Source organism: Falsihalocynthiibacter arcticus, assembly GCF_000812665.2.
Lineage (GTDB): Bacteria > Pseudomonadota > Alphaproteobacteria > Rhodobacterales > Rhodobacteraceae > Falsihalocynthiibacter > Falsihalocynthiibacter arcticus.
The window spans coordinates 4,080,058-4,102,199 of record NZ_CP014327.1 but is presented as its reverse complement, the minus strand read 5'-3'; the positions used below and the strand labels follow the sequence as shown (position 1 = coordinate 4,102,199).

General features: G+C 53.9%; 15 protein-coding genes and 4 pseudogenes. 7 read left to right on the top strand and 12 right to left on the bottom strand.

Features of this window, described 5'->3' with window-relative positions; translation table 11 throughout:
* Positions 1–27 precede the first annotated feature (27 nt).
* Entirely contained in the window at positions 28–1,398 is a 1,371-nt protein-coding gene (locus RC74_RS20150) for an FAD-binding oxidoreductase (RefSeq protein WP_039001329.1), read from the bottom strand.
* A gap of 101 nt (positions 1,399–1,499) precedes the next feature.
* On the opposite strand from RC74_RS20150, the gene RC74_RS20145 reads away from it, so the two are divergent.
* Positions 1,500–3,161, top strand: a complete 1,662-nt coding sequence (locus tag RC74_RS20145) for a chloride channel protein (protein WP_039001330.1) — start codon at positions 1,500–1,502, stop codon at positions 3,159–3,161.
* Here RC74_RS20145 and RC74_RS23240 read toward each other — a convergent pair.
* From RC74_RS23240 to RC74_RS20125, 5 genes and pseudogenes are all read right to left on the bottom strand, one after another.
* Positions 3,158–3,394: pseudogene (locus RC74_RS23240) on the bottom strand (DUF427 domain-containing protein); the annotation flags it as partial. The gene RC74_RS20145 and the pseudogene RC74_RS23240 sit on opposite strands and share 4 nt — an antisense overlap.
* A gap of 117 nt (positions 3,395–3,511) precedes the next feature.
* Positions 3,512–5,311, bottom strand: a pseudogene (locus RC74_RS20140) (aminopeptidase P family protein); the annotation flags it as partial.
* 35 nt (positions 5,312–5,346) lie between these two features.
* A pseudogene (gene cobT, locus RC74_RS20135) lies at positions 5,347–7,223 on the bottom strand (cobaltochelatase subunit CobT).
* Between the two features lie 28 nt (positions 7,224–7,251).
* Positions 7,252–8,223 carry a cobaltochelatase subunit CobS gene (gene cobS / locus RC74_RS20130; protein WP_039001332.1) on the bottom strand — a complete coding sequence of 324 codons (972 nt, stop codon included), beginning with the start codon at positions 8,221–8,223 and terminating at the stop codon, positions 7,252–7,254.
* 236 nt (positions 8,224–8,459) lie between these two features.
* Complete coding sequence (locus tag RC74_RS20125; RefSeq protein ID WP_039001333.1) at positions 8,460–9,095, bottom strand: DnaJ domain-containing protein; 636 nt, start codon at positions 9,093–9,095, stop codon at positions 8,460–8,462.
* 121 nt (positions 9,096–9,216) lie between these two features.
* On the opposite strand from RC74_RS20125, the gene RC74_RS20120 reads away from it, so the two are divergent.
* On the top strand, positions 9,217–9,480 hold the full coding sequence (locus tag RC74_RS20120) for a BolA family protein (protein ID WP_039001334.1): 264 nt from the start codon (positions 9,217–9,219) through the stop codon (positions 9,478–9,480).
* Between the two features lie 86 nt (positions 9,481–9,566).
* Here RC74_RS20120 and RC74_RS20115 read toward each other — a convergent pair whose 3' ends face one another.
* Together RC74_RS20115 and gatB are read right to left on the bottom strand one after the other, a co-directional pair.
* Positions 9,567–9,899 carry a DUF4177 domain-containing protein gene (locus tag RC74_RS20115; protein WP_082802374.1) on the bottom strand — a complete coding sequence of 111 codons (333 nt, stop codon included), beginning with the start codon at positions 9,897–9,899 and terminating at the stop codon, positions 9,567–9,569.
* A 120-nt stretch (positions 9,900–10,019) separates the two neighbouring features.
* Positions 10,020–11,531: an Asp-tRNA(Asn)/Glu-tRNA(Gln) amidotransferase subunit GatB gene (gene gatB / locus RC74_RS20110; RefSeq protein ID WP_039001335.1), complete on the bottom strand. Its 1,512-nt coding sequence runs from the start codon at positions 11,529–11,531 to the stop codon at positions 10,020–10,022.
* 190 nt (positions 11,532–11,721) lie between these two features.
* Between gatB and RC74_RS20105 the strand changes: the two genes are divergently transcribed.
* A complete protein-coding gene (locus RC74_RS20105) occupies positions 11,722–12,321 on the top strand; it encodes a transglycosylase SLT domain-containing protein (RefSeq protein WP_039001336.1) in 600 nt (199 codons plus the stop codon).
* 1 nt (position 12,322) lies between these two features.
* Here RC74_RS20105 and RC74_RS20100 read toward each other — a convergent pair whose 3' ends face one another.
* Together RC74_RS20100 and pepN are read right to left on the bottom strand one after the other, a co-directional pair.
* Positions 12,323–13,075, bottom strand: a complete 753-nt coding sequence (locus RC74_RS20100; protein ID WP_039001337.1) for an SDR family oxidoreductase — start codon at positions 13,073–13,075, stop codon at positions 12,323–12,325.
* Positions 13,072–15,630 (bottom strand): aminopeptidase N, encoded by a 2,559-nt coding sequence (pepN, locus tag RC74_RS20095; protein ID WP_039001349.1) that lies wholly within the window; start codon positions 15,628–15,630, stop codon positions 13,072–13,074. The genes RC74_RS20100 and pepN overlap by 4 nt, the downstream gene beginning before the upstream one ends.
* Positions 15,631–15,859: 229 nt before the next feature.
* Here pepN and RC74_RS20090 point away from each other — a divergent pair, with 229 nt between their 5' ends.
* The 4 genes from RC74_RS20090 (at position 15,860) to alkB (ending at position 20,421) form a co-directional block, all read left to right on the top strand.
* Positions 15,860–17,989: a malate synthase G gene (locus RC74_RS20090; protein ID WP_062628377.1), complete on the top strand. Its 2,130-nt coding sequence runs from the start codon at positions 15,860–15,862 to the stop codon at positions 17,987–17,989.
* Positions 17,990–18,196: 207 nt separating this feature from the next.
* Complete coding sequence (locus RC74_RS20085) at positions 18,197–18,973, top strand: gamma-glutamyl-gamma-aminobutyrate hydrolase family protein (RefSeq protein ID WP_038999812.1); 777 nt, start codon at positions 18,197–18,199, stop codon at positions 18,971–18,973.
* 61 nt (positions 18,974–19,034) lie between these two features.
* On the top strand, positions 19,035–19,721 hold the full coding sequence (locus RC74_RS20080; protein ID WP_038999813.1) for a D-lyxose/D-mannose family sugar isomerase: 687 nt from the start codon (positions 19,035–19,037) through the stop codon (positions 19,719–19,721).
* Positions 19,722–19,776: 55 nt separating this feature from the next.
* The gene (gene alkB, locus RC74_RS20075) at positions 19,777–20,421 is read left to right on the top strand and encodes a DNA oxidative demethylase AlkB (protein ID WP_038999815.1); all 645 of its coding nucleotides are present in this window, start codon (positions 19,777–19,779) and stop codon (positions 20,419–20,421) included.
* Here alkB and RC74_RS20070 read toward each other — a convergent pair.
* Positions 20,392–20,895, bottom strand: a complete 504-nt coding sequence (locus RC74_RS20070) for a GNAT family N-acetyltransferase (protein ID WP_052274531.1) — start codon at positions 20,893–20,895, stop codon at positions 20,392–20,394. The two genes, alkB and RC74_RS20070, sit on opposite strands and share 30 nt — an antisense overlap.
* Positions 20,892–22,084 (bottom strand): annotated as a pseudogene (kynU, locus tag RC74_RS20065) (kynureninase). The gene RC74_RS20070 and the pseudogene kynU overlap by 4 nt, the downstream one beginning before the upstream one ends.
* Positions 22,085–22,142: the final 58 nt, after the last annotated feature.

Below are 22,142 nucleotides of genomic sequence, written 5' to 3'. Positions count from 1 at the left end.
ACGCGTGTTCTTTGACCTATTCTAGCATTAGGGCACGATTTTTCCCGGATTGAGGATGCCCGTTGGATCAAGCGCATGTTTGATCTGGCCCATCAAATCCCACGCCTCCTGACCGTGTTCCTGCGCCATGAGGTGCCGCTTCCCAAGGCCAATTCCGTGCTCGCCCGTTATGGTGCCACCTAAGGATATAGCGCGTTCGGCCATGGCCTGAGCGAGGCGTTTTGCCTCGGCCACTTCGCCTTCATTCTCGCGGTCGATTAACAGGATGGCGTGGAAGTTGCCGTCGCCCACGTGCCCCAAGATTGGACCAATGAGCGGTGAGGCATCAATATCCGCGCGGGTTTCGCGCACGGCTTTTGCAAGTTCAGAGATCGGAACGCAAACATCGGTGACGAGGGCAAAAGCGCCCGGTCGCAATGCCAAACACGCATAGTAGGCATTGTGGCGAATGCGCCAAAGAGCGGTGCGGTCTTCGGGTTTGTCGGACCAGTCAAAACCAGTGCCCCCCATTTCCTCAACGATCTCTCCAAACCTTTTGGCATCTTCGGCGACGGCGCGCTCGGAGCCGTGAAACTCGACCAGTAAATGTGGAGTCTCGGGCAATTTTGTGCCTGCGTAGGCGTTGAATGCCCCTGCGGTGGCCGCATCGACGAACTCTATACGGGCCATTGGAATGCCATACTGGATGGTTGTAATCACCGTTTCAATAGCGGCATCCATATTCTCAAATGCGCATGAAGCGGCGGAAATGGCCTCGGGTTGGCTTTGGAGGCGCAGGGTCAGCGAGGTGATGATTCCGAGCGTTCCCTCGCTGCCCAAAAACAGCGCCGTGAGGTCGTAGCCCGAGGATGATTTACGCACTGGGCCACCTGTTTTGACAATCCGTCCGTCAGCCAGAACCACGGTTAAGCCAAGGACATTGTCGCGCATGGTTCCATAACGCACGCTGGTCGTGCCGCTGGCGCGGGTGGCGGCCATGCCTCCAAGCGACGCATTTGCCCCTGGATCAACGGGAAAAAACAAACCCGTTGTGCGAAGCTCTTGGTTAAGAGACTCGCGCGTTATTCCCGGTCCAACGGTCACGGCAAAATCCTCAATCCGAAGGTCGCCTATTTTGCTCATCCGGATCATATCTAGGCAAAGCCCGCCCTGTGTCGCCAGCGCGTGCCCCTCAAGAGAAGTGCCTGCGCCCCACGCCACGACTGGGCAATCCTCAGCATGACAAATTTTTAGGATTTCTGAAACCTCTAGGGTGGTATCAGGATAGGCAACCGCATTAGGCGGGGTGAGTGGGAAATATGTTTCGCTCTGCCCGTGGTTGTTCAGATCGGACTTGGAACGAGAGAGGCGATCGCCTAACAGTAAAGATAGCTTGGTTAAAGCGGAGTGAATGGTCATCGCGGCCCCTCTATTTACACCACGCATGAGCCTAGGCGATGTTATACGCTGGGGAAACCCCATCGAGGGAAAACGCGCAGAAAGAGCAAAGAAAACCGTCTATGTCGTCAATGATCAAATCCTATACTTCACAGATTCTGCAGAGCCTTATTGATGCGGCGCGCCACGTGCGTCATCAGGGCCCTTCGCAAATTCAGTTTTGGTTTATTGCTTTGGTGATAGGCGTGGTTGCTGGGACGACGGCGCTCTATTTTCGAAAATCAATTACAAAACTCCAGAATTACTTTTATGCTAGCGATGATCTTGGCAGCCAATATGCGTTTATCACTGATTTACCGTGGTACTGGATTCTCCTTATTCCGACCATCGGCGGCCTCCTTGTTGGGCTAATTCTAAATCACTTTACCGCGGACGGGCGCGTACGCTCTGTGGCGGATGTCATCGAGGGAGCGGCTCTGCACAATGGGCGTGTTGAGATCAAAGAGGGCCTTGCGAGTGGGCTCGCTTCTTTGATCACGCTGTCTTCCGGTGGATCGTCCGGACGCGAGGGGCCTGTGGTTCACCTCGCTGGAGTGGTTTCGACATGGGTGTCCAATCGGATTAGCGCTGACGGAATTACGGCACGCGATTTGCTGGGATGTGCTGTTGCTGGAGCCGTTTCCGCGAGCTTTAACGCGCCCATCGCGGGCGCGCTTTTTGCCCTCGAAGTGATATTGCGACATTTTGCAGTCCACGCCTTCGCCCCGATCGTTATTGCATCGGTCGCTGGAACGGTGGTGAGCAGGCTTGAGTTCGGAAATGTCACAGAATTCACCTTGCTGCGCCAGGGAGAATTGGCATTCTACGTTGAATTACCCGCGTTCCTAATCCTAGGTTTGATTTGTGGCATCGTCTCTGTTGTGCTAATGAAATCAATCTTCTGGGCCGATGATATTGGTACCGTTGTTCAGGAGAACCTCCGGATACCTCGTTGGTTTCGCCCCGCAATTGCAGGGGCAATGCTGGGAGTTATCGCAATTTGGTTTCCGCATATTATCGGCGTTGGATATCAAACGACCTCGGCGGCGCTGACGGGAAACCTCGTTTTTCAAACGGCGATTATGTTCGCCGTTATCAAAACTATTGCCGTATCAATCACTATGGCTGGGCGCATGGGCGGTGGTGTTTTTTCGCCTGCATTGATGGTTGGTGCGTTGACCGGACTTGCCTTTGGGATCTTAGCGACAAGCATTTTTCCAAACGTGAGCGGTTCGGAAACTATTTACGCTTTGGCCGGCATGGGGGCGGTTGCGGCCGCAGTTCTCGGCGCGCCAATTTCCACAACGTTGATTGTGTTTGAACTGACGGGTGACTGGCAAACGGGACTTGCCGTGATGGTTGCCGTTTCCATGTCGACGGCACTGTCGAGTCGCTTCGTAGATAAGAGCTTTTTTCTTACCTTGCTGGAACGTCGTGAGGTTCATATTGCGTCGGGTTCAGGTGAATATTTACTGTCAAAAATCGGAGTTTCTTCAATTATTCGCACGAATGACCACCCGCGTGCAGCTGATGTTGACGTCTGCGCCGCCATGGTGGAGGAGGGGCAGTCGGTGCGTTTCGACGCAACATTGGAAGACATTTTACCGATGTTCAAAATGAAAAACTATGAATTCTTACCTGTTCGAAACGCGGAAGGCACGGCGATAGGAGCCGTTTTCCATATCGATGCCATCACGGCCTACAATGAAATTTTGCTCAGCACCGCCATTGAGGAGCATTCCTAAAGCTGTTCAACCGCCACATTTTCCCCTGAAAAGGCCAGATACCCAGCGATGTCTCTTACACCCAAGTTGGGCGTTTCATAACACCAAACAGCATCTTGGATCACCGTGCTTTTCGTGTGGATTGAGTAATAGGTCGCCACGCCTTTATGTGGGCAAATCGTGGTGCGTTCACTCGCTTCAAGCATCGCCATTGCCACGTCTTGTTTCGGGAAATAGATGACAGGTGGATAATCGCCCTCGGTCAAGAAAAGAGCGTTATGGCTCTCGCCCAAAACGGCTCCCCCGGCACGGACCACACAAAGTGATTTGGCGGGTTTAACAGAAATATTTGGCGCCTTGCCCGTGTTGGGAAGGGGCGCGCAAGCAGATTGAAGCCACGTGAGTGTAGTCGGCGAAACCTTGTCTTGGAGGCGTTGAAGAACGTCATAATGATAATAGTCCACCCACGCACGTTCAGATTTTGTCAGCATATCGACCAAAATTAAACGGCGATCAAAGGGGGTAAAAGTTTGGGTGCGGAATTTCAGAAACTCACGCTCAGGATCGCCAGAAGGGCGCGCGGGCGCAGTCTCAACAACGATCAAGTTTTCCAACCGAATACCAAAAGCACCTTCGCGATAGTATCCCGGTTCATTTGAAAGGATCATGCCCTCTTCAAGCGGCACTTTTCCTGTTTTTGACAAGCGTTGTGGGCCTTCGTGAACCGACAGATAACTGCCTACGCCATGTCCGGTTCCGTGGTTGAAATCCTGCCCTGCGGCCCAAAGAGCAACCCGTGCAAGCGGGTCGAGGTCACTGCCGGAGGTTCCGCGTGGAAATTGCACTTGGCTGATGGCGATAAGGCCTTGCAAGACGCGGGTATAGCAAGTTTTTTCTTCTTTTCCGACGTCGCCAATCGCGATGGTGCGGGTGATGTCGGTGGTCCCGTCTTGGTACTGGCCGCCACTGTCCACCAAAAGGAGTTCGCCCAGATTTACCGCGCGATTTGTTTCATTTGTGACACGATAATGCATGATTGCCCCATGTGGGCCGGCGCCGGTAATTGTCTCGAAGCTGATCTCACGCAACGCGTTGCTGGATGTCCGAAAGCCCTCAAGCTTTTTGGTAACATCGATTTCCTTCAACTCACCGTTGGGTGCTTCAGCGTCGAGCCACGCGAGGAATTCCGTCATTGCGATGCCATCCCGCAACTGTGCCGCATCCGCGCCAGAAATTTCGATGGGGTTTTTGCAAGCTTTGGCAAGCGCACAAGGATCATCGTCATGTACAATCTTTGCGGTTTTCAACAGTTTTTCAATAGCATAGGGCGCTGTTGCCGGGTCGATTTGGGTGGCTCCCGTGAGGGTCCCCAGAACAGTTCCGAGGCTGGCTTCGGGATGAATTCGGACACCCTTTCCCAGATGGACCTCCAGTTCAACAAACTTCTCAGGGGCGGCAAAGACGTCTACGCTGGCGTCGGCGTGTAATATACACATGCCTTGGACAACGGGATTGCGCGCAATGTCGGAACCACGAATATTGAGCAGCCAGCACAAACTGTCCGGTTGCGTGATGATGAGGTGTTCAATCCCGTTCTCGGTCATGATCTCGACCAGACGCAAACGTTTACTTTCGGTTTTTTCGCCAGAAAATTTAAGGGGGTGGGCGATGGCGGCGGCGCTTGGCGGGGCGGGGCGGTCGCTCCAAATATCGTTGACTAAATTGTTTTCCAGAGGCCACATTTGCACGTTCGAACCATCGAGAGTGTGTTTCAAATCGGCAATTTGTTTTACCGTGTGTAGCCAAGTATCAAACCCAATCCGGCTACCCGTTGGTGCATGTTCTGCAAGCCACGCGCCGAGGGAAATTTCGGGCCACGAAACGGGGGAAAAATGGGCCAAGTCGACTTGGGATTTAACTTGCGTGCGATAGCGCCCGTCAATGAATACGCCCGCGCGATCCTTGAGGGCAGCGCAAAAGCCAGCGGAGCCTGTAAACCCAGTCAGCCAAGAAAGGCGCGCATCGCAATCGGCAACGTATTCGCCCTGAAACCGGTCAGCGCGTGGCACAAGGTAGCCACTTACCCCTTCGGTTGCCATACGCTCCCGTAGGGCGGCCAAACGCGCGGGGCCATGTTCGGGGTGCGAGGTGTTCTCGAAGGATTGAAACATGGGGCGTCCTTTTTGTTGGTTTGGTCGACGTTCGCCTATTTGCGGACTTTGCTAATTCCCATTATCCGAGCGCGTGCACGAGGATCATTGTCAAAGAGCGCGGCGAGTTGTTCCGTCATCGCGCCTGCAAGTTGCTCAACATCCGTGATCGTCACGGCGCGGTCATAATAACGCGTCACGTCATGGCCGATTCCGATGGCCAAAAGCTCGACCATTTTACGCTTTTCAACCATCGCGATCACGTCACGAAGGTGCTTTTCAAGGTAATTTGGCGGATTTACCGAAAGGGTGCTGTCGTCCACGGGGGCTCCGTCGCTGATAACCATCAGGATTTTGCGGGCTTCGGGGCGGGAAATCATACGGCGGTGGGCCCATTCGAGTGCCTCGCCATCGATGTTTTCCTTCAGCAATCCTTCTTTCATCATCAACCCCAAATTGGGGCGGGTACGGCGCCACGGGGCGTCGGCAGATTTATAGATGATGTGGCGCAAGTCATTGAGGCGACCGGGCTGTTGTGGGCGTCCTTGGGCGAGCCAGCTTTCACGTGCCTGGCCGCCTTTCCACGCGCGTGTGGTAAAGCCGAGGATTTCCACTTTGACTGAGCAGCGCTCCAAAGTCCGCGCAAGAACGTCGGCACAGATTGCCGCAATCGAGATTGGCCGCCCACGCATGGAGCCAGAGTTGTCGATCAAAAGCGTCACACAGGTATCACGGAATTCGGTGTCTTGCTCGACCTTGAAGGAGAGCGGCGTGGTGGGGTTTGCGATCACGCGCGCAAGGCGGCCCGCGTCCAGCATACCCTCTTCTTGGTCGAAATCCCAACTGCGGTTTTGCTGCGCTTGAAGGCGGCGCTGCAACTTATTGGCAAGGCGCGAAACTGCCCCTTTGAGCGGGTCGAGTTGCTGGTCGAGATAGGCCCGCAGGCGCTCAAGTTCGGCAGGTTCTGCGAGGTCCTCGGCGCGGATTTCTTCGTCATTTTCGGTGGAAAACACGAGATATTCGGGGTCGGCGTCCGAATGCCCAGCGGGGGAGGCGGGTCCATCGGGGCGTCGCCCTCTGGCATTTCGGCCTCGTCGCCCTCTTCTTGGTCGGCCATATCATCAGAGGAAACCTGCGCTTGGCTCTGGTCTTGGCTGTCGTCCTGGCTTTGTTCGGGGGAAGCGTCGGATTCGTCGTCTTCCTGATCATCACCTGTGGAATCGGGGTCTTCGGCGTCCTCGGCTTCGGGTTCCGCCTCGTCGCTGGAGTCGTCATCTTGAGCATCTGGGTCTTCGCCGAGCTGGTCGCCATATCCGAGGTCTTGGATAATTTTGCGCGCGAATTTTGCAAACCCTGCCTGATCAGCGAGTTGTGCCTCAAGGTCGTCAAGGGTGCCGCCAGCTTGGTCCTCAATAAAGGGACGCCAAAGTTCCATCACGTTTTGCGCCCCAGCAGGGAGAGGGCGTTTGGTCGCCAAATGGCGGATCAAAAAGCCAGCCGCATCGGCAAGGGGCGCGTCGGCTTGAGCCGTGATATTGTCGAACCCGCGACGCACGGATTCCGCGTCAATTTTCGCGTCAATGTTGCTCAGAGCGCCAGGCATTTCGCGGCCACCGACGGCCTCGCAGCGAGCATTTTCCATCGCAACATAGAGATCCCGCGCCATTTGCCCTTCGGGCAAGTAACGGTTGTGGGTCTCTTGATTGTGAAACCTATGCCGCAGTGCCAGAGCATCGGCGGTGCCCCGCGCAAGCATCACTTCTTCGCGGGTCATGCGGCGGCTTACTTGTGGCAAGCGCACGGAATCGGCGGTTTTACCGGCCGGATCGACAGTGAAGGTGACCGAAAGCTCAGGATCATTCGCCAAAACACGAGTCGCGTCTGCGAGGGCCTTTTTGAACGGGTCAGCGGGATTGTCGGACTTAGAATTCATAGGTTTTGTCCTAACAACGACCTCATTTTTATCCCAAGCTCATGCTTGCAGCACTTTCTGGCAGTTCTTCATCAAAGCAACGTTGATAGAATTCAGCAACCGTTTGGCGCTCAAGTTCGTCGCATTTGTTGAGGAAGGACAGACGGAAGGCATATCCGACGTTGCGGAAAATCTGTGCATTTTGCGCCCATGCGAGGACCGTACGAGGCGACATAACCGTTGAAAGTTCACCGTTCATAAAGGCTGTACGGGTAAGGTCGGCAACAGTCACCATTTGGCCAATAGTTTGGCGCCCAGTTTTGTTATTATAAGATGGGTTTTTGCCGATCACGATGGCGGTTTCCGCATCGTGGCTCAAATAGTTGAGCGTCGCGACAAGGCTCCAACGGTCCATCTGGCCTTGGTTGATTTGCTGTGTGCCGTGATAAAGGCCCGTTGTATCGCCAAGGCCGACGGTGTTCGCGGTGGCGAAAATCCGGAAATATGGGTGCGGGGTGATCACTTTGTTTTGGTCAAGTAGGGTAAGTTTGCCGTCTGTTTCCAAAACGCGTTGGATCACGAACATAACGTCAGCACGGCCCGCATCGTATTCGTCGAAAACGATGGCCGTGTTGGTGCGCAAGGCCCAAGGCAAAATGCCTTCTTGGAATTCAGTGATTTGCTTGCCGTCTTTGAGCTTGATTGCGTCTTTACCAATCAGGTCAATCCGCGAAATATGGCTGTCGAGATTAACGCGAACGGTGGGCCAGTTCAGGCGTGCGGCGACTTGTTCGATGTGGGTCGATTTTCCCGTTCCGTGGTAGCCTTGGATCATGACACGGCGATTGTAAACAAAGCCAGCAAGGATCGCGAGGGTCGTATCGGGATCGAATTTATAGCTGTTGTCGATATCGGGAACGCGATCTGAGCGCTCGGCGAACCCCTTTACGACCATATCGCTGTCGATGCCAAAAACGTCGCGTACTGAAATTTCTTCGGTTGGTTTGACAATGTCATTCATCGTGCCAAGTGCCTTCTATCTGTCGGTTTTCGTTCGTGCAGCCATGAGAAAACATCGCAACGCCCTTTGATGTTGTTGGTGCCTTATCGCGGCCCGATACGCAAGGGGGGCGGGGTAATTTCCTCTCTCCTGAGGGCTGTTCCAGTGGGCAAACGCAAAAACGGCACGTGCATTACTGCAGTGCCGTTGTGTTCTGTGTTAATCTTAGGTTTGCAGAGCCTTTACCGCGCAAAGGTCTATCCGTCTTTAAACGCGCGGCTTTCCTTGATCTGGTCCCAAGCCCAAACAACTTCTTGCAGCCGTTCCTCGTCGGAACGATCCCCGCCATTCATATCGGGGTGCAGGATTTTGATCAGCTTTTTATACGTCTTGCGGATTTCCGCTTTGGTCCAGTGATCCTTGGCTTCCAGAATTTCCACCGCTTTGCGCTCCGTGGGGGGGAGGCGCCGTGTGCCGGTGATCGATTTTCCGGGATTACGGGTCGCATTCTCGCCCAAAACTTGATGCGGATCATCCACGCCAAGGCGTTCCCACGCGCGCTGTTCTGGGGTTTTCTTGCCCAATGGCTTGGTGTCGCGATTCCAGACGCGGTCACTTTCTAGCTGTTCGTCGATTTCTTCTTCGGTCGCCCCGTTGAAGAAATTCCATTTCAAATTGAACTCGCGCACGTGGTCTTTGCAAAACCATAGGTATTCGTCCAAGTGATCAGGGGAGCGGGGCGCGCGATATTTACCGCCTTCCTCACAACCAGCATGCTCACATTTGCGAGTCGAGGTTTCAAACGCGCCAGACATGCCGCGCCGTCCTTTTGTGCGTTTCTTTTTGTCCGTAGACACGCTCATGTCAAACCCGAAGGGATCGTCTTTTTTCATGGTGGCGTCCTGTATGTGCATGTCGTAAATTTGACGTTAGGCTCAAAACTTCTTCGTCTCTGAGTCGGAGCAAACCAGCATAGAGAATTGAGCAGTAAGGTGAAGAGGAAACATACCAAAAATGTCTATTGAGAACGAAATAACCGCAAAACTAGCAGCGGAATTTGCGCCAGTGGCGCTTGAAGTGATAAACGAGAGCCATCTACACGCTGGTCATTCGGGCGATGATGGCTCAGGCGAGAGCCATTTCAGGGTGGTTATTCAGTCTGCGGCTTTCACGCCAATGTCGCGCGTGGCGCGTCATCGCGCGGTGCATACCGCCCTTGGCAAAGATTTGGTTGCACGCATTCACGCTTTGTCACTGGATATAACCCCCGTGGCATAGGCCTTAATCGTCGTTGGCTTTCGCGACGACGATTGGCTCAAGTTCGGGCGCCTTGGGAGAGATATCTCCCTTTGATCCAAAAAGCTTCAAGGGGGGGGCGCTGACGGTTTTTCGTTTGCAACTATCGGCGCGCGCACCCGCGCTGTTTTTTCTACATCAAGCAACCGCGCACTTATTGTGTCATCTTGCAGCAGGCGGCGAAACACGAGTAGATTCTGATAGGTCGTGGTTTTGGACCCAAAGGTCGAGCGCTCCTCGCAAGGGAGCGTTTCGGCCCGCAAATATTCCCAACCTTCGCGGCCCAACTCATTCATCAAAGAGGCGAAAGCGTTTGCAAACCGCTCGTCCGTCGTACGTGCGCCCTTGGCTTTGAGGCCCTTAATTGGCGCGGGTACGACTTTGTATTGGTACGTTGGCATACTGCCCCCTGAAATTCATCCACGGATGTTCCCTAAAGAAATCTCAGGAAAACTCAAGTTAAACCAAACGGAACGCTCCGAAAGTGGCGCGTTCCGTCCTCAATCTTCACTGACTGTGCGTTATTCCGCCAACAGACGTGCAACGATTTCGTTGACCGCTTGCGGGTTGGCTTTACCACCCGTCGCTTTCATCACTTGGCCCACGAACCAACCTGCCAATTTCGGATTGGCGCGCGCTTTTGCGACTTGGTCTGGGTTGTCGGCAACGACTTTGGCCACAGCGGCCTCAATCGCACCAGTATCGGTGACCTGTTTCATGCCGCGCGCTTCGACGATCTCGGCGGGGTCGCCGCCTTCGGTATAGACGATCTCGAAGAGGTCTTTGGCGATCTTGCCCGAGATATCGCCGTTGGCAATTAAGGCGATAACGCCGCTCAATTGGGCGGGTTTAACAGGGCAGGAGCCGATGTCTTTGTCATCTTTCTTAAGGCGACCAAAGAGTTCATTGATGACCCAGTTCGCGGCCAGTTTCCCATCGCGCCCTTCGGCGACCTGCTCAAAATATGCCGCGTTCTCGGCTTCAGCCGTCAGAACCGTCGCGTCATAATCGGATAGCCCAAAGTCCTTGATGAACCGCGCTTTTTTCGCATCTGGAAGCTCAGGAAGCGTTTTCGCAATGTCATCTACCCACTCTTGCTCAATCTCAAGTGGGAGCAAATCAGGGCAGGGGAAATACCGATAGTCATGCGCTTCTTCTTTTGAGCGCATGGAACGGGTTTCGTTTTTGTCCGCGTCATATAGGCGGGTTTCTTGATCAATAGTGCCACCCGCTTCTAGAATCGCAATCTGGCGTTTGGCTTCATAATCAATCGCCATTTGAATGAACCGCATGGAGTTCATGTTCTTGATCTCGCAGCGCGTTCCCAGATGGCCAAAATCTTCCGTGGCGCGGTATTTTTCGTACTGGCCGGGCAAACATACCGAAACGTTCACGTCTGCGCGCATGCTGCCATTTTGCATATTGCCATCACATGTGCCGAGATACCGCAGAATTTGGCGCATCTTGGTCACATAGGCGGCGGCCTCTTCGGGGCCACGAATATCGGGGCGGCTGACGATTTCCATCAAGGCCACACCGGTGCGGTTCAGGTCGACGAAACTCATTGTCGGGTCCATGTCGTGGATGGATTTACCGGCGTCTTGTTCAAGGTGAATGCGCTCAACCCGCACTTCGCGGGCGATTCCTTCGGACATTTCCACCAGCACTTCGCCTTCGCCCACGATAGGGTGGTAAAGTTGGCTGATTTGATACCCTTGCGGCAAATCTGGGTAGAAATAATTCTTGCGGTCAAAGGCGGAATAGAGGTTGATCGCAGCCTTCAAGCCAAGACCCGTACGCACCGCTTGCTCGACACAAAATTCGTTAATCACAGGCAACATTCCGGGCATGGCCGCGTCAACCATTGCGACATTGCTGTTGGGTGCATTGCCGAATTTGGTGCTGGCGCCAGAGAAGAGTTTCGCGTTGCTTGCGACCTGTGCGTGGATTTCCATCCCGATCACAAGTTCCCAGTCGTGCTTTGCGCCAGCGATGGTTTTGATTTTCGGCGCTTCGTAGGTCAGGTCCAGCATGGTCTATTCCCTTGGGTCTTTGGATCAAGTTGTGCCCGCATCTGTAAATCAGACCATGAGCCGAGGCAAGGGGGCGGGAAAGGAACACGGTGGCAAAAAACCGCGCGAATTGGCCCAAAATTTAAGCCGAGTTTGCCAAGCGAGATAAAAATGACCTAGATGGCGCAAGATTCCTCAGAAAGAAAACCTAATGATCGTATTTAGTAAGTTTGCCGTTGCCGTCGTGGCGGTCCTAGCAGTGAGCGCCTGTGGCAATGGTAACAACGCAAATGCTGACATTGATCCGTCTTCTGATGTTGTGATGCGGTGGGATCATCGCCCCGAATCCGACATCTGGACCAAGGCCACGCTTAAGGCGATTTCGGACAATGGGTCTGTCCTCACAGAGCTAACACCCCGAGATATTGAAAAATGGTGTCCTGCTTACATTGAAAACGATCAAGAACAACGTGCGTTGTTTTGGTCGGGGTTGGCCTCGGCTTTGGCAAAACACGAAAGCACGTGGAACCCCAAAGCCGTGGGTGGTGGTGGCCGATGGATCGGTTTGGTGCAAATCGCCCCCGCTACGGCCAGAAATTACGGCTGTAATGCGACCAGTGTTGCCGACCTCAAAGTTGGCAAAAGTAACCTCTCCTGTGCGATGAAAATTTGGTCTACGACAGTGACGCGCGATGGAGTTGTTGCAGATAATTTCCGCGGAGTTGCCGCTGATTGGGGCCCGTTTCACAATCGCAAAAAACGCGAGGATATGCGCGCATGGACCAACGCCCAGAGCTATTGCACGACTTAAATTAGCGCCCGCCCCCAACATCTAGAATGGCGCCCGTCATATAGGACGCCTTCTCCGAGAGCAGAAACAGGATCGCTTCCGCGATTTCGGTGGCCTCGCCTGCGCGTCCCATTGGGATCAAATGAGCCAGTGCGTCTTCGCGGCCAGGTTCGCCGCCTTTCGCGTGGATTTGCGTGCGCGTTATTCCCGGACGAACGGCATTGACGCGAATGCCTTCTCTGGCGTTTTCTTGCGCTAATCCCGTGGTGAAAATATCGACCGCTGCTTTTGATGCCGCATAGTCCACATATTGCCCCGCACTTCCGGTGCGCGCAGCGACGGACGAGATATTCACAATGCAGCCGCCAACCCCACCGTATCTTTTGGCCATGCGCTTCACGGCATGTTGGGCGCATTGTATCACGCCAACAGTGTTGACCATGAACATTTGCTCTAAACGGACGCGCGACATGTCCTCCACACGCTGTGTCGTGTCGACAATTCCTGCGTTGTTTACAAGCCCATAGAGGGGGCCGAGGGCTGTGTCGCATTGAGTGAAAATCCGAAGAATATCTGCCTCAACCGCCATATCGCCTTGAAGAAGAACGGTTTTCGCACCCAAGGCGTGCGCCCGTTTGGCCACCTCCCGTGCGCCCTTTTCGTCGCTGCGGTATCCGATGCCGACATTATAGCCCTGCGCCGCCGCAAGTACGGCGGTGGCCGCACCAATGCCCGCACTTGCCCCCGTGATCAAAACTGATTTGCGTTCGGTCATGCATCGCTTCCCAAGATACGGGTCACCATTTCATGGGTGTCGCGCGATAGGTTTGGCGTGGCTTGGATGCGTTTGAGTTGCTCTATCATCTGCCCTTGGCGACTCGCATCATACCGACGCCAGCTGTCGAAAGCGGTGCTCATACGAGCCGTTGTTTGGGGGTTCGCCGCGTCTAGTTTGATCAACCAGTCGGTCACCAGCTTGTACCCAGCTCCGTCGGCGGCGTGGAAGCCAGCGGTATTGCCCGTAAGACCGCCGAGGGCCGCGCGAAATCTGTTTGGGTTTTTCCAATCGAAGGCCGCGTGTTTGGTGAGAGTCTCGGTGATCGCCGCTGCTTTCTGAGGTGCTGCGAGGCCGCTTTGAAGGCCGAACCATTTGTCCATAACAAGGCGATCCTGCGCCCATTGGGTCTCAAATGATGCAAGTTCTGTTTGGCCGCGATCAATGCGCAAAAGGCACGCAAGCGCCTGTAATTGTTGAGTCATATTATCTGCGGCCGCATATTGCGCACGGGCTTGGTCGCCACCGTCAAGGCGCGAGATGAGGCCAAGAACTGCGCCTTGTAACGCGCGCTTTCCAGCGGGGGCGGCCTCTGAGCTAAACGGCCCATCGACATGATTGGCCGCGTAAATGCGTGGCAAGAGGTCTTGAAGATGTTGTGCTATCGACTGAGACAGCGTTTCAAGGGCGGTATAGATTGCCATCGGATCAGGTGTAACTCCGGCATCAAACAAGGTTTGTGCGATGTCATCTTGGCTTGGCAACGCGAGCGCCAAAGCTTGAAATGCAGGATCAAGGTTTTCGTCCCGCAAGACCGCCGCGAGTGCATCAAGAAAGTCAGAATTCACGGGCGCATCCGCAGTCAGCATCGCCACAAGGGTTTCTTTGGCCAACGCGCGACCCGCTTCCCATTTGTTGAACGGATCGGTGTCATGGGCCAAAAGAAACGCGCGTTCTTTTGTGCTGCTTTGGCGCTCAAGGATCACAGGCGCTGAAAAAGCGCGTAAAATTGAGGGGATGGGCTTTGTACTGAGACCAGTGAAGCGAAAGCTCTGCTCCGCCTCTGTCATCTCAAGAATGCAGGTCTCGCGCACCTCATCACCATTGGGGTTCAAAAGCCCGACTGCAATAGGAATGACGCGTGGATCTTTGACGGGTTGCCCCGGCGTTGGCGGCGTCGCTTGCTTGAAGTGCAAGATATAGGTGCCATCCGAAAATTCACCCGCCACCGAAAGGCGCGGTGTCCCCGCTTGGGAATACCATTTCGAGAACTGTGTTAGGTCGCGGCCTGTTGTATCCTCAAAAACCTTGAGCCAATCTTCAATGGTTGCCGCGTCACCGTCATGGCGCTCGAAATAAAGGTCCAGCGCCCGTTTATAATCCTCATCTCCGACAAGGCGCTTCAACATGCCGATCACTTCGGCGCCTTTGTCATACACGGTGGCCGTATAAAAATTGTTAATCTCAACAAAACTTTCTGGGCGCACGGGGTGGGCGAGGGGGCCGTTGTCTTCGCGGAATTGGCGGCCGCGCAGGGTAATAACGTCGTCAATCCGCTTCACGGCGTGGCTGCGCATGTCGCTCGTAAACTGCTGATCGCGGAAAACCGTGAGGCCTTCTTTGAGGCACAATTGAAACCAGTCGCGACAGGTAATTCGGTTGCCCGTCCAGTTGTGAAAATACTCATGGGCAATGATGCCTTCGATGCGTTCAAAATTTGCGTCGGTCGACGTCTCGGGCGAGGCAAGAACGCAAGAAGAGTTGAATATGTTCAATCCCTTGTTCTCCATTGCGCCCATATTGAAGTCATCCACGGCGACAATGTTGAATATGTCCAAGTCGTATTCACGGCCATAAACGTCCTCGTCCCACGTCATGGAGCGTTTTAGCGCGCCCATACCAAAAGCGCATTTATCTTCGTCGCCCGGACGGACGTAGATATTCAGCGCGACATCTTTGCCCGATTTCGTCGTGAAACTATCGGAATGCGCGATGAGGTCGCCCGCCACGAGCGCGAATAAATACGCGGGTTTTGGCCAAGGGTCGTGCCACTCGGCAATGCCCTCGTCTGACGTACCCGGATTGCCGTTCGAGAGTAAAACAGGCAACGCGCTTTCGACCCGCACTTTAAAGGTCGCCATCACATCAGGGCGGTCGGGATAATAGGTGATTTTGCGAAACCCTTCGGCCTCGCACTGCGTGCAATACATGCCGTTGGACATATAAAGCCCTTCAAGGGCCGTGTTGGTTTCGGGCGAAATTTCGACTTCTGCTTCGAATATGAAAGGGCCAGTTGGAACCTCGGCTGTGAGGCCCGTCTCGGTCAGGGTAGGGGAAATTTTGACGCCGTCGATATGCGCCGAAATGAGCTTTAAGTGCTCGCCGTGGAGGAAAAACGCTTGCTCTGGTGCTTTTGGATTGGGACGGAAGTGAATTTTGCTTTTAACACGCGTTTTTGTCGGAGACAGCTGAAATGTCAGTTCTACCCCGTCAATAAAATGCGAAAACTCTTTGTAGTCGGACAGGTAAATCGTTTGTTCGGTAGTGCTTGGCATGTCGTCAATCCTTTTGGTTACCCAAAGTTGAACAGTTTCGCTTGAGGGCTGCAAGGGCATTTCGTCGTGGGGAAGACACACGAATTTTGACAGAAAATATCGCGTGAAAGGCCCAGAGTATTCTTTTGTGAGGCGTTCGAGTTCAATTGGTAATAAGACCTTACCAGCAGCTTGCGTTTCTCCCGTGTTGCCCGTAATTTGCGGCCAAATGACAATCGGAGAGACGACCATGACGCAATATCTGGAAAGAAATGGCCTGCAGGTTGCCCCAGAAATGGTGCAATTTATCGAGGAGCGCGCCCTTGAAGGGACAGGCGTTTCTGCTGATGCTTTTTGGGCGGGCCTGTCTGGAATTGTGCATGATTTGGGTCCAAAAAATCGGGCGCTGCTAGAGACACGTGAGCGGCTCCAGTCCGAAATTGACGCATGGCACGTAAAACGTCGTGGCAAACTCCATGACGCGGCTGAGTATACTCAGTTTCTTAAGGATATCGGGTATTTGGTTCCCGAAGGCGCCGATTTTGTTATTGAAACCGACAATGTTGATCCAGAAATTGCGACGCTACCGGGCCCTCAATTGGTTGTTCCGATTACCAATGCTCGGTTTGCGCTCAATGCGGCGAATGCCCGTTGGGGCAGCCTTTATGATGCGTATTATGGCACGGATGCACTTGGTGATTTACCCGCCGGACGCGCGTATGATGCTGCGCGTGGCGCCCGCGTTGTTGCGGCCGCAAAGGCGCATTTGGACAAGGCCATTCCATTGAAAAGTGGAACGTGGGCGGAAGTTAGTACAATTGCCGCAGGTCCAAAGGGGCTTGATCTGGGTGAGTTTGAATTGGCTGACCCCGCGCAATACGTGGGCTATGCAGACTCCGAAGTCTTGCTGGCGAAGAACGGTCTTCATATTCGTTTGATCATTGATAAGGCACATCAAATTGGTGCCACTGATCCCGCTGGCCTTGCGGATGTTATCCTTGAAAGTGCTGTTTCAACGATCATGGATTGCGAAGATTCCGTGGCCGCTGTCGATGCCGAGGATAAAGTTTTGGCTTATTCCAATTGGCTTGGATTGATGCAGGGCAACCTTTCGGAAACCGTCTCAAAAGGCGGTAAGACCTTTGATCGTGTGCTCGCGCAGGACGTGGTTTTCACTGCAGCGGATGGATCGACGCAAAGCTTGAAGGGGCGCTCGCTCATGCTCGTGCGCAATGTGGGGCATTTGATGTCCAACCCCGCTATTTTGGACCGAGATGGACTGGAAATCGGCGAAGGCTTAATGGATGCCATGGTGACCACGCTTATCGCAATGCATGACCTTAAGAGCGAGAGCGGAAATTCCATCGAGGGCAGTGTTTACGTTGTGAAACCCAAGATGCACGGCCCCCAAGAAGTGGCTTTTGCAGATGAGATTTTCACACGGGTAGAGGACGCCCTCGGCTTGCCTGGGAACACCGTCAAACTGGGGATTATGGACGAGGAACGCCGTACCTCGGCGAACTTGAAAGAGTGTATTCGTGCCGCAAAAAAGCGGGTGGCCTTTATTAACACTGGCTTCCTGGATCGCACGGGCGACGAGATCCATACTTCTATGGAAGCAGGACCGTTCCAGAAAAAAGGCGACATGAAATCAATGCCTTGGATTCTTTCCTATGAGGATCGCAACGTTGATATTGGCTTGGCTTGTGGGTTGTCTGGCAAGGCACAGATTGGCAAGGGCATGTGGGCGATGCCCGATTTGATGGCGGATATGCTGGTTGCGAAATCTAGCCATCCGATGGCGGGGGCCAATTGCGCGTGGGTTCCAAGCCCCACGGCCGCCACGCTGCATGCCACGCATTACCACACCATCGACGTGTTTGAGCGTCAGCGCGCGATCGCGGCGGGCGGACCTCGCGGCTCTTTGGCCGACTTGTTGACCATTCCTGTCGCAAATGGGGTCAACTGGAGTGATGAAGAAATTGCGGCCGAAATTGAGAACAACGCGCAGGGAATCCTCGGATATGTCGTGCGCTGGATTGATGCGGGGATCGGATGTTCCAAGGTGCCTGACATCAATGACGTTGGCCTGATGGAAGACCGTGCGACCTGCCGTATCTCAAGCCAAGCTTTGGCGAATTGGTTGCATCATGGCGTTGTGTCCGAAGCACAAGTCATGCGCGCCATGCAGAAAATGGCGGCAGTCGTTGATGGGCAAAATGCCTCTGACCCAACTTACATTCCCATGGCTCCTAGCTTTGCTGGTATCGCTTTTCAAGCAGCGTGTGATTTGGTGTTCAAAGGGCGCGTTCAGCCTTCTGGTTATACGGAGCCCGTTCTTCATGCCCGCCGTTTGGAGCTGAAAGAAAAAAGTTCGTAAAGTCCAAAAACGCGTAAAGAAAAGGCGTTCAGGCCCCTAACTGCCAGCATTTTAAGTGACGGTACTGGTTTGGTTGGAAAAGCCTGTATTTACGTACAAATCTGCACAGGCGCTTGTGCGTTGGGGCACATTTTTATGTTGATTTGGGTCACCTTTCAGCAAATAAACGCGCTATAGTATATCTGTTACTCATGTTTCGGAGACGTTATGGCGCGCCCTATTGTAGGCATCATTGGCAATCACTTTCTAATTAATGATCAATATCCGGCGCAGTCGGCAGGAACAATGAATTGCTGTGCAATTTCAAACGTGTCCGGATGTACGCCTCTTATCGTCCCCGCCGACCCCCGCTATGTTTCGGTTGAAGATTTGCTCGAAAGTTGTGACGGGTTTCTATTTACGGGCGCTCGGGCGAATGTGCATCCTGAGGAATACGGCGAAATTGAAACCCTAGCGCATGGTGATTTTGATCGGGCGCGGGATGCCGTTACTTTACCCCTCGTTCGGGCCTGTGTTGAACGTGGCCAGCCTATTTTCGGCATTTGCCGAGGGTTTCAAGAGGTTAACGTTGCCATGGGCGGAAGCTTATTCCCCGAAATCCGTGACCTTGAGGGGCGTGACAATCACCGCATGCCGCCCGACGGAACCTTGGAAGAAAAATTCGAGTTACGCCACGACGTGACCCTCACACCCGATGGACCCTTCGCCGCCGTTTTTGGCACACATAAAGTATTGACGAATACGCTGCACGGGCAGGGGATCAAGACCGCTGGGAAACGGGTCGTTATTGATGGATATGCGCCCGATGGGACCCCCGAAGCGATTTATATTAAGGATGCTCCCGGATTTACGATGTCGGTTCAGTGGCACCCCGAATGGAACGCGGACGCCGATCTTGTGTCCCGCCCATTGTTTGAAGCTTTTGGTACTGCGGTGCATAAATGGGCACAGAACAAAAACGTGATGTTTTCCAAAACTGCATAAATGTCTTGCCTGAGGCGTGGCGGTCTGTAAAACCCGAATAAAGTCTGGTTTGGAGGCCAATATGAAACGTTCGCGCATCAATGAAATTATGGCTCAGGCGGATGAAATGATCCGTTCGCACGGGTTTACTTTGCCGCCATTCGCCTATTGGTCGCCCGAGGAATTCGTCAGTAATAAAGTCCGTGCAAAAGCAGTTATTTCTGCGCGCGCAGGGTGGGACATCACCGACTATGGCGAGGGTGATTTTGATGCGCTTGGCTTGTTTCTGTTCACATTGCGCAATGGCCGTTTGAGTGATCTGCAGCGCGGCGGCGGTATGTGTTATGCTGAGAAGCTGTTGATTTCCGAAGAAAATCAAATCAGCCCCATGCACACCCATGTTCTAAAGGCCGAGGATATTATCAACCGCGGTGGCGCCACTTTGGCGATTGAATTGTTTGGGTCGGATGCCGATGGCAACTTTGACGAAACTGCGGGTGGAACCGTTTATTGCGACGGGATTGAGCGTCAATTCACACCGGGTGAAATTCTGAAATTTGCCCCCGGCGAGAGCGTGACCTTAATGCCTGGTGATTGGCATGCGTTTTGGGGCGAGGGCGGCGCGGTTTTGATCGGCGAGGTTTCAACCGTTAATGACGACCTCACAGACAATATTTTCCGCGCGCCGATTGGGCGGTTTGCACAGATCGAAGAAGACGTGGCTCCAACGCATCTTTTGGTGTCGGACTACGAAAAATGGCTCGCGTAAAGCTTTTCGCAACAAACGGGGTGTAATTCCACAAATCTGCGCATAGATTTGTGGCATGCAATCCAGTTTCTTTGATGACATTCCACAATCGCCGATTGAGCTCGCCCAAGGGGCGGTCGTTTTGCCACGGTTTGTGGGCGACGCGATGCCGAGCCTCTATCGCGCGCTCAAAGAGGTGGTCACCGCTGCGCCCTTTCGCCATTTAATTACCCCCGGTGGCCATAAAATGTCGGTCGGAATGACAAATTGTGGGTCTGCTGGGTGGGTGAGCGACGCTTCGGGCTATCGGTATTCGAAGCAGGATCCGATGACGGGAAATCAGTGGCCAAATCTGCCGGATTGTTTTTTGGAATTGGCGCAATCCGCGGCCGCAGCGGCTGGATATGCGCAATTTGAAACGGACGCCTGTTTGATCAATCAATACCGTGTTGGCGCCAAGCTTTCGATGCATCAGGATCGCGACGAAGGGGGGCTGGAGCAGCCGATTGTCTCTGTGTCTTTGGGCCTTCCCGCGACCTTCCTTTTTGGCGGGTTGGAGCGGACAAACCCAACGCGGAAAATCCTTTTGGAACATGGGGATGTCGTGGTTTGGGGTGGTCCCTCGCGCCTGTGTTTTCACGCTGTCAATGCCATTCAATCAGGTGTGCATCCCGATCTAGGTCCGCGCCGTCTAAACTTGACATTTCGCAAGGCTGTCTGATCGTAACTTCAAGTCTTTTGCCATCTGAAAGCGTTCAATCTCTACGCCGTTTCGCATGACGACTTCTGGAGCTGTAACGTGCCATCCGCGTTTTTCGAAGAAAGGCCGCGCAAGGTGGCTCGCTTCGGTAAAAAGACGCGCTAACACCAAACGCTGCGCATCTTCTGTGATCTTTTTATAGAGTTCGGCAGCTACCGCCGTACGTCGAAACTCGGGGGCGACATAGGCCAAACTTAAATGGCCGTCAGACTCAAGCGAAAAGAAGCCGACGAGTTTTTGCTCCACCGAGGCCACCCAGCAGGCTTGCTCCGCTAGTTCCAATGGCCAGCTTTCGGGCATTTTTGTATGCGGTGCCCAAGCGTTTCGCTGCAGTTCGGAATAGTATTGAGCGGCCCCAACGTGAACCGCTCGACAAAAAATTTCGTAACAGGCTGGGGCGTCAAAATCGCGATAGCGCCGCACAAATGGCGTCATGTGACACGCGCGCGGGTTTTGTATTCTGGTCGATCCCAGAGGTCGTTCGTCATGATATCTGCGATAATCGCGAGGGCCCCTTGAACATCCGCCATATCGATATAGAGAGGTGTAAAGCCAAACCGAAGAATATTGGGCGCCCGAAAGTCGCCGATAACACCACGCGCAATCAGCGCCTGCATAATCGCGTAACCCTCCGGATGTGCGAAAGAAACTTGGCTGCCACGCGTGTTGGGATCGCGCGGCGAGGCGAGGGTGAGGCTAGGACAGGTCGCCTCAATTTCCGCAATAAAGGCTTGGGTTAGATCAATTGATTTAGCTTGAACGTCCTTCAAATAGGCTAAATCCCAAATATCCAGCGCGGTCTCAAGCGCGGCCATTTGCAAAACGGGGGTGTGCCAACCCGCATACGCTCAATCCCCGTTCCAGCGCGATATTTTAGATCAAACTCAAACGGCGCGTCATGGCCAAGCCAACCCGCCAGCGCGGGTTGCACATTTTCGATATGTTCTGGCGCGACATAGATGAAGGCCGGCGCTCCGGGGCCGCCATTGAGGTATTTATAGGTGCAACCTACGGCTAAATCCGCGTTGCAACCCGCGACATCGACGGGAAACGCGCCCGCCGAATGCGCCAAATCCCAGATCACGATCGCGCCCACCGCGTGTGCCGCTTGAGTGAGGGCTTTCATATCGTGGCGACGGCCTGTGCGATAATCAACTTCGGTGAGCATCAAGACCGCGAGGTCGGTATCAATTTCATCGGCAACATCCTCTGGGGCGGGCGTACAAAGAACGTGACCCTCGTTCAGGCTTTCGATCAAGCCGCGTGCCATATAAAGGTCAGTCGGGAAGTTGCCATTATCGGAGACAATTTTTTTGCGATCCGGACGCAGGGCAAGGGCTGCAGCGAGGGCTTGATAGATTTTTACAGAAAGGGTGTCGCCCAAGGTGACAGTCCCATCTGGGGCTCCGATCAGGCGCGCGATGCGGTCCCCAAGGTGGCTTGGTTGCGCCATCCAGCCTGCTTTGTTCCATCCTGAGATAAGCATATTACCCCATTCATTCTCCACGGTTTTCTGAACCCGCGCTGCAGCGGCTTTTGGGAGCGGCCCTAAGGAATTCCCATCCAAATAGATGACGCCCTCCGGAAGGGCAAAAAGGGATTTGGTATGGGCAAAGTCAGTCATGGTGCGCTCCTTGTTTTTTGCGATGCTGACGTTCGCGAATGGGGATTGCAAGGGGAAC

What these genes read in the sequence shown, in the direction of transcription:
- alkB (WP_038999815.1), top strand. Translation starts at nt 19,777, where the DNA reads ATGCAATCCAGTTTCTTTGATGACATTCCACAATCGCCGATTGAGCTC.
- RC74_RS20150 (WP_039001329.1), bottom strand. Translation starts at nt 1,398, where the DNA reads ATGACCATTCACTCCGCTTTAACCAAGCTATCTTTACTGTTAGGCGAT.
- gatB (WP_039001335.1), bottom strand. Translation starts at nt 11,531, where the DNA reads ATGCTGGACCTGACCTACGAAGCGCCGAAAATCAAAACCATCGCTGGC.
- RC74_RS20145 (WP_039001330.1), top strand. Translation starts at nt 1,500, where the DNA reads ATGTCGTCAATGATCAAATCCTATACTTCACAGATTCTGCAGAGCCTT.
- RC74_RS20125 (WP_039001333.1), bottom strand. Translation starts at nt 9,095, where the DNA reads ATGAAAAAAGACGATCCCTTCGGGTTTGACATGAGCGTGTCTACGGAC.
- pepN (WP_039001349.1), bottom strand. Translation starts at nt 15,630, where the DNA reads ATGCCAAGCACTACCGAACAAACGATTTACCTGTCCGACTACAAAGAG.
- RC74_RS20115 (WP_082802374.1), bottom strand. Translation starts at nt 9,899, where the DNA reads ATGCCAACGTACCAATACAAAGTCGTACCCGCGCCAATTAAGGGCCTC.
- RC74_RS20090 (WP_062628377.1), top strand. Translation starts at nt 15,860, where the DNA reads ATGACGCAATATCTGGAAAGAAATGGCCTGCAGGTTGCCCCAGAAATG.
- RC74_RS20105 (WP_039001336.1), top strand. Translation starts at nt 11,722, where the DNA reads ATGATCGTATTTAGTAAGTTTGCCGTTGCCGTCGTGGCGGTCCTAGCA.
- RC74_RS20070 (WP_052274531.1), bottom strand. Translation starts at nt 20,895, where the DNA reads ATGACGCCATTTGTGCGGCGCTATCGCGATTTTGACGCCCCAGCCTGT.
- cobS (WP_039001332.1), bottom strand. Translation starts at nt 8,223, where the DNA reads ATGAATGACATTGTCAAACCAACCGAAGAAATTTCAGTACGCGACGTT.
- RC74_RS20120 (WP_039001334.1), top strand. Translation starts at nt 9,217, where the DNA reads ATGTCTATTGAGAACGAAATAACCGCAAAACTAGCAGCGGAATTTGCG.
- RC74_RS20085 (WP_038999812.1), top strand. Translation starts at nt 18,197, where the DNA reads ATGGCGCGCCCTATTGTAGGCATCATTGGCAATCACTTTCTAATTAAT.
- RC74_RS20080 (WP_038999813.1), top strand. Translation starts at nt 19,035, where the DNA reads ATGAAACGTTCGCGCATCAATGAAATTATGGCTCAGGCGGATGAAATG.
- RC74_RS20100 (WP_039001337.1), bottom strand. Translation starts at nt 13,075, where the DNA reads ATGACCGAACGCAAATCAGTTTTGATCACGGGGGCAAGTGCGGGCATT.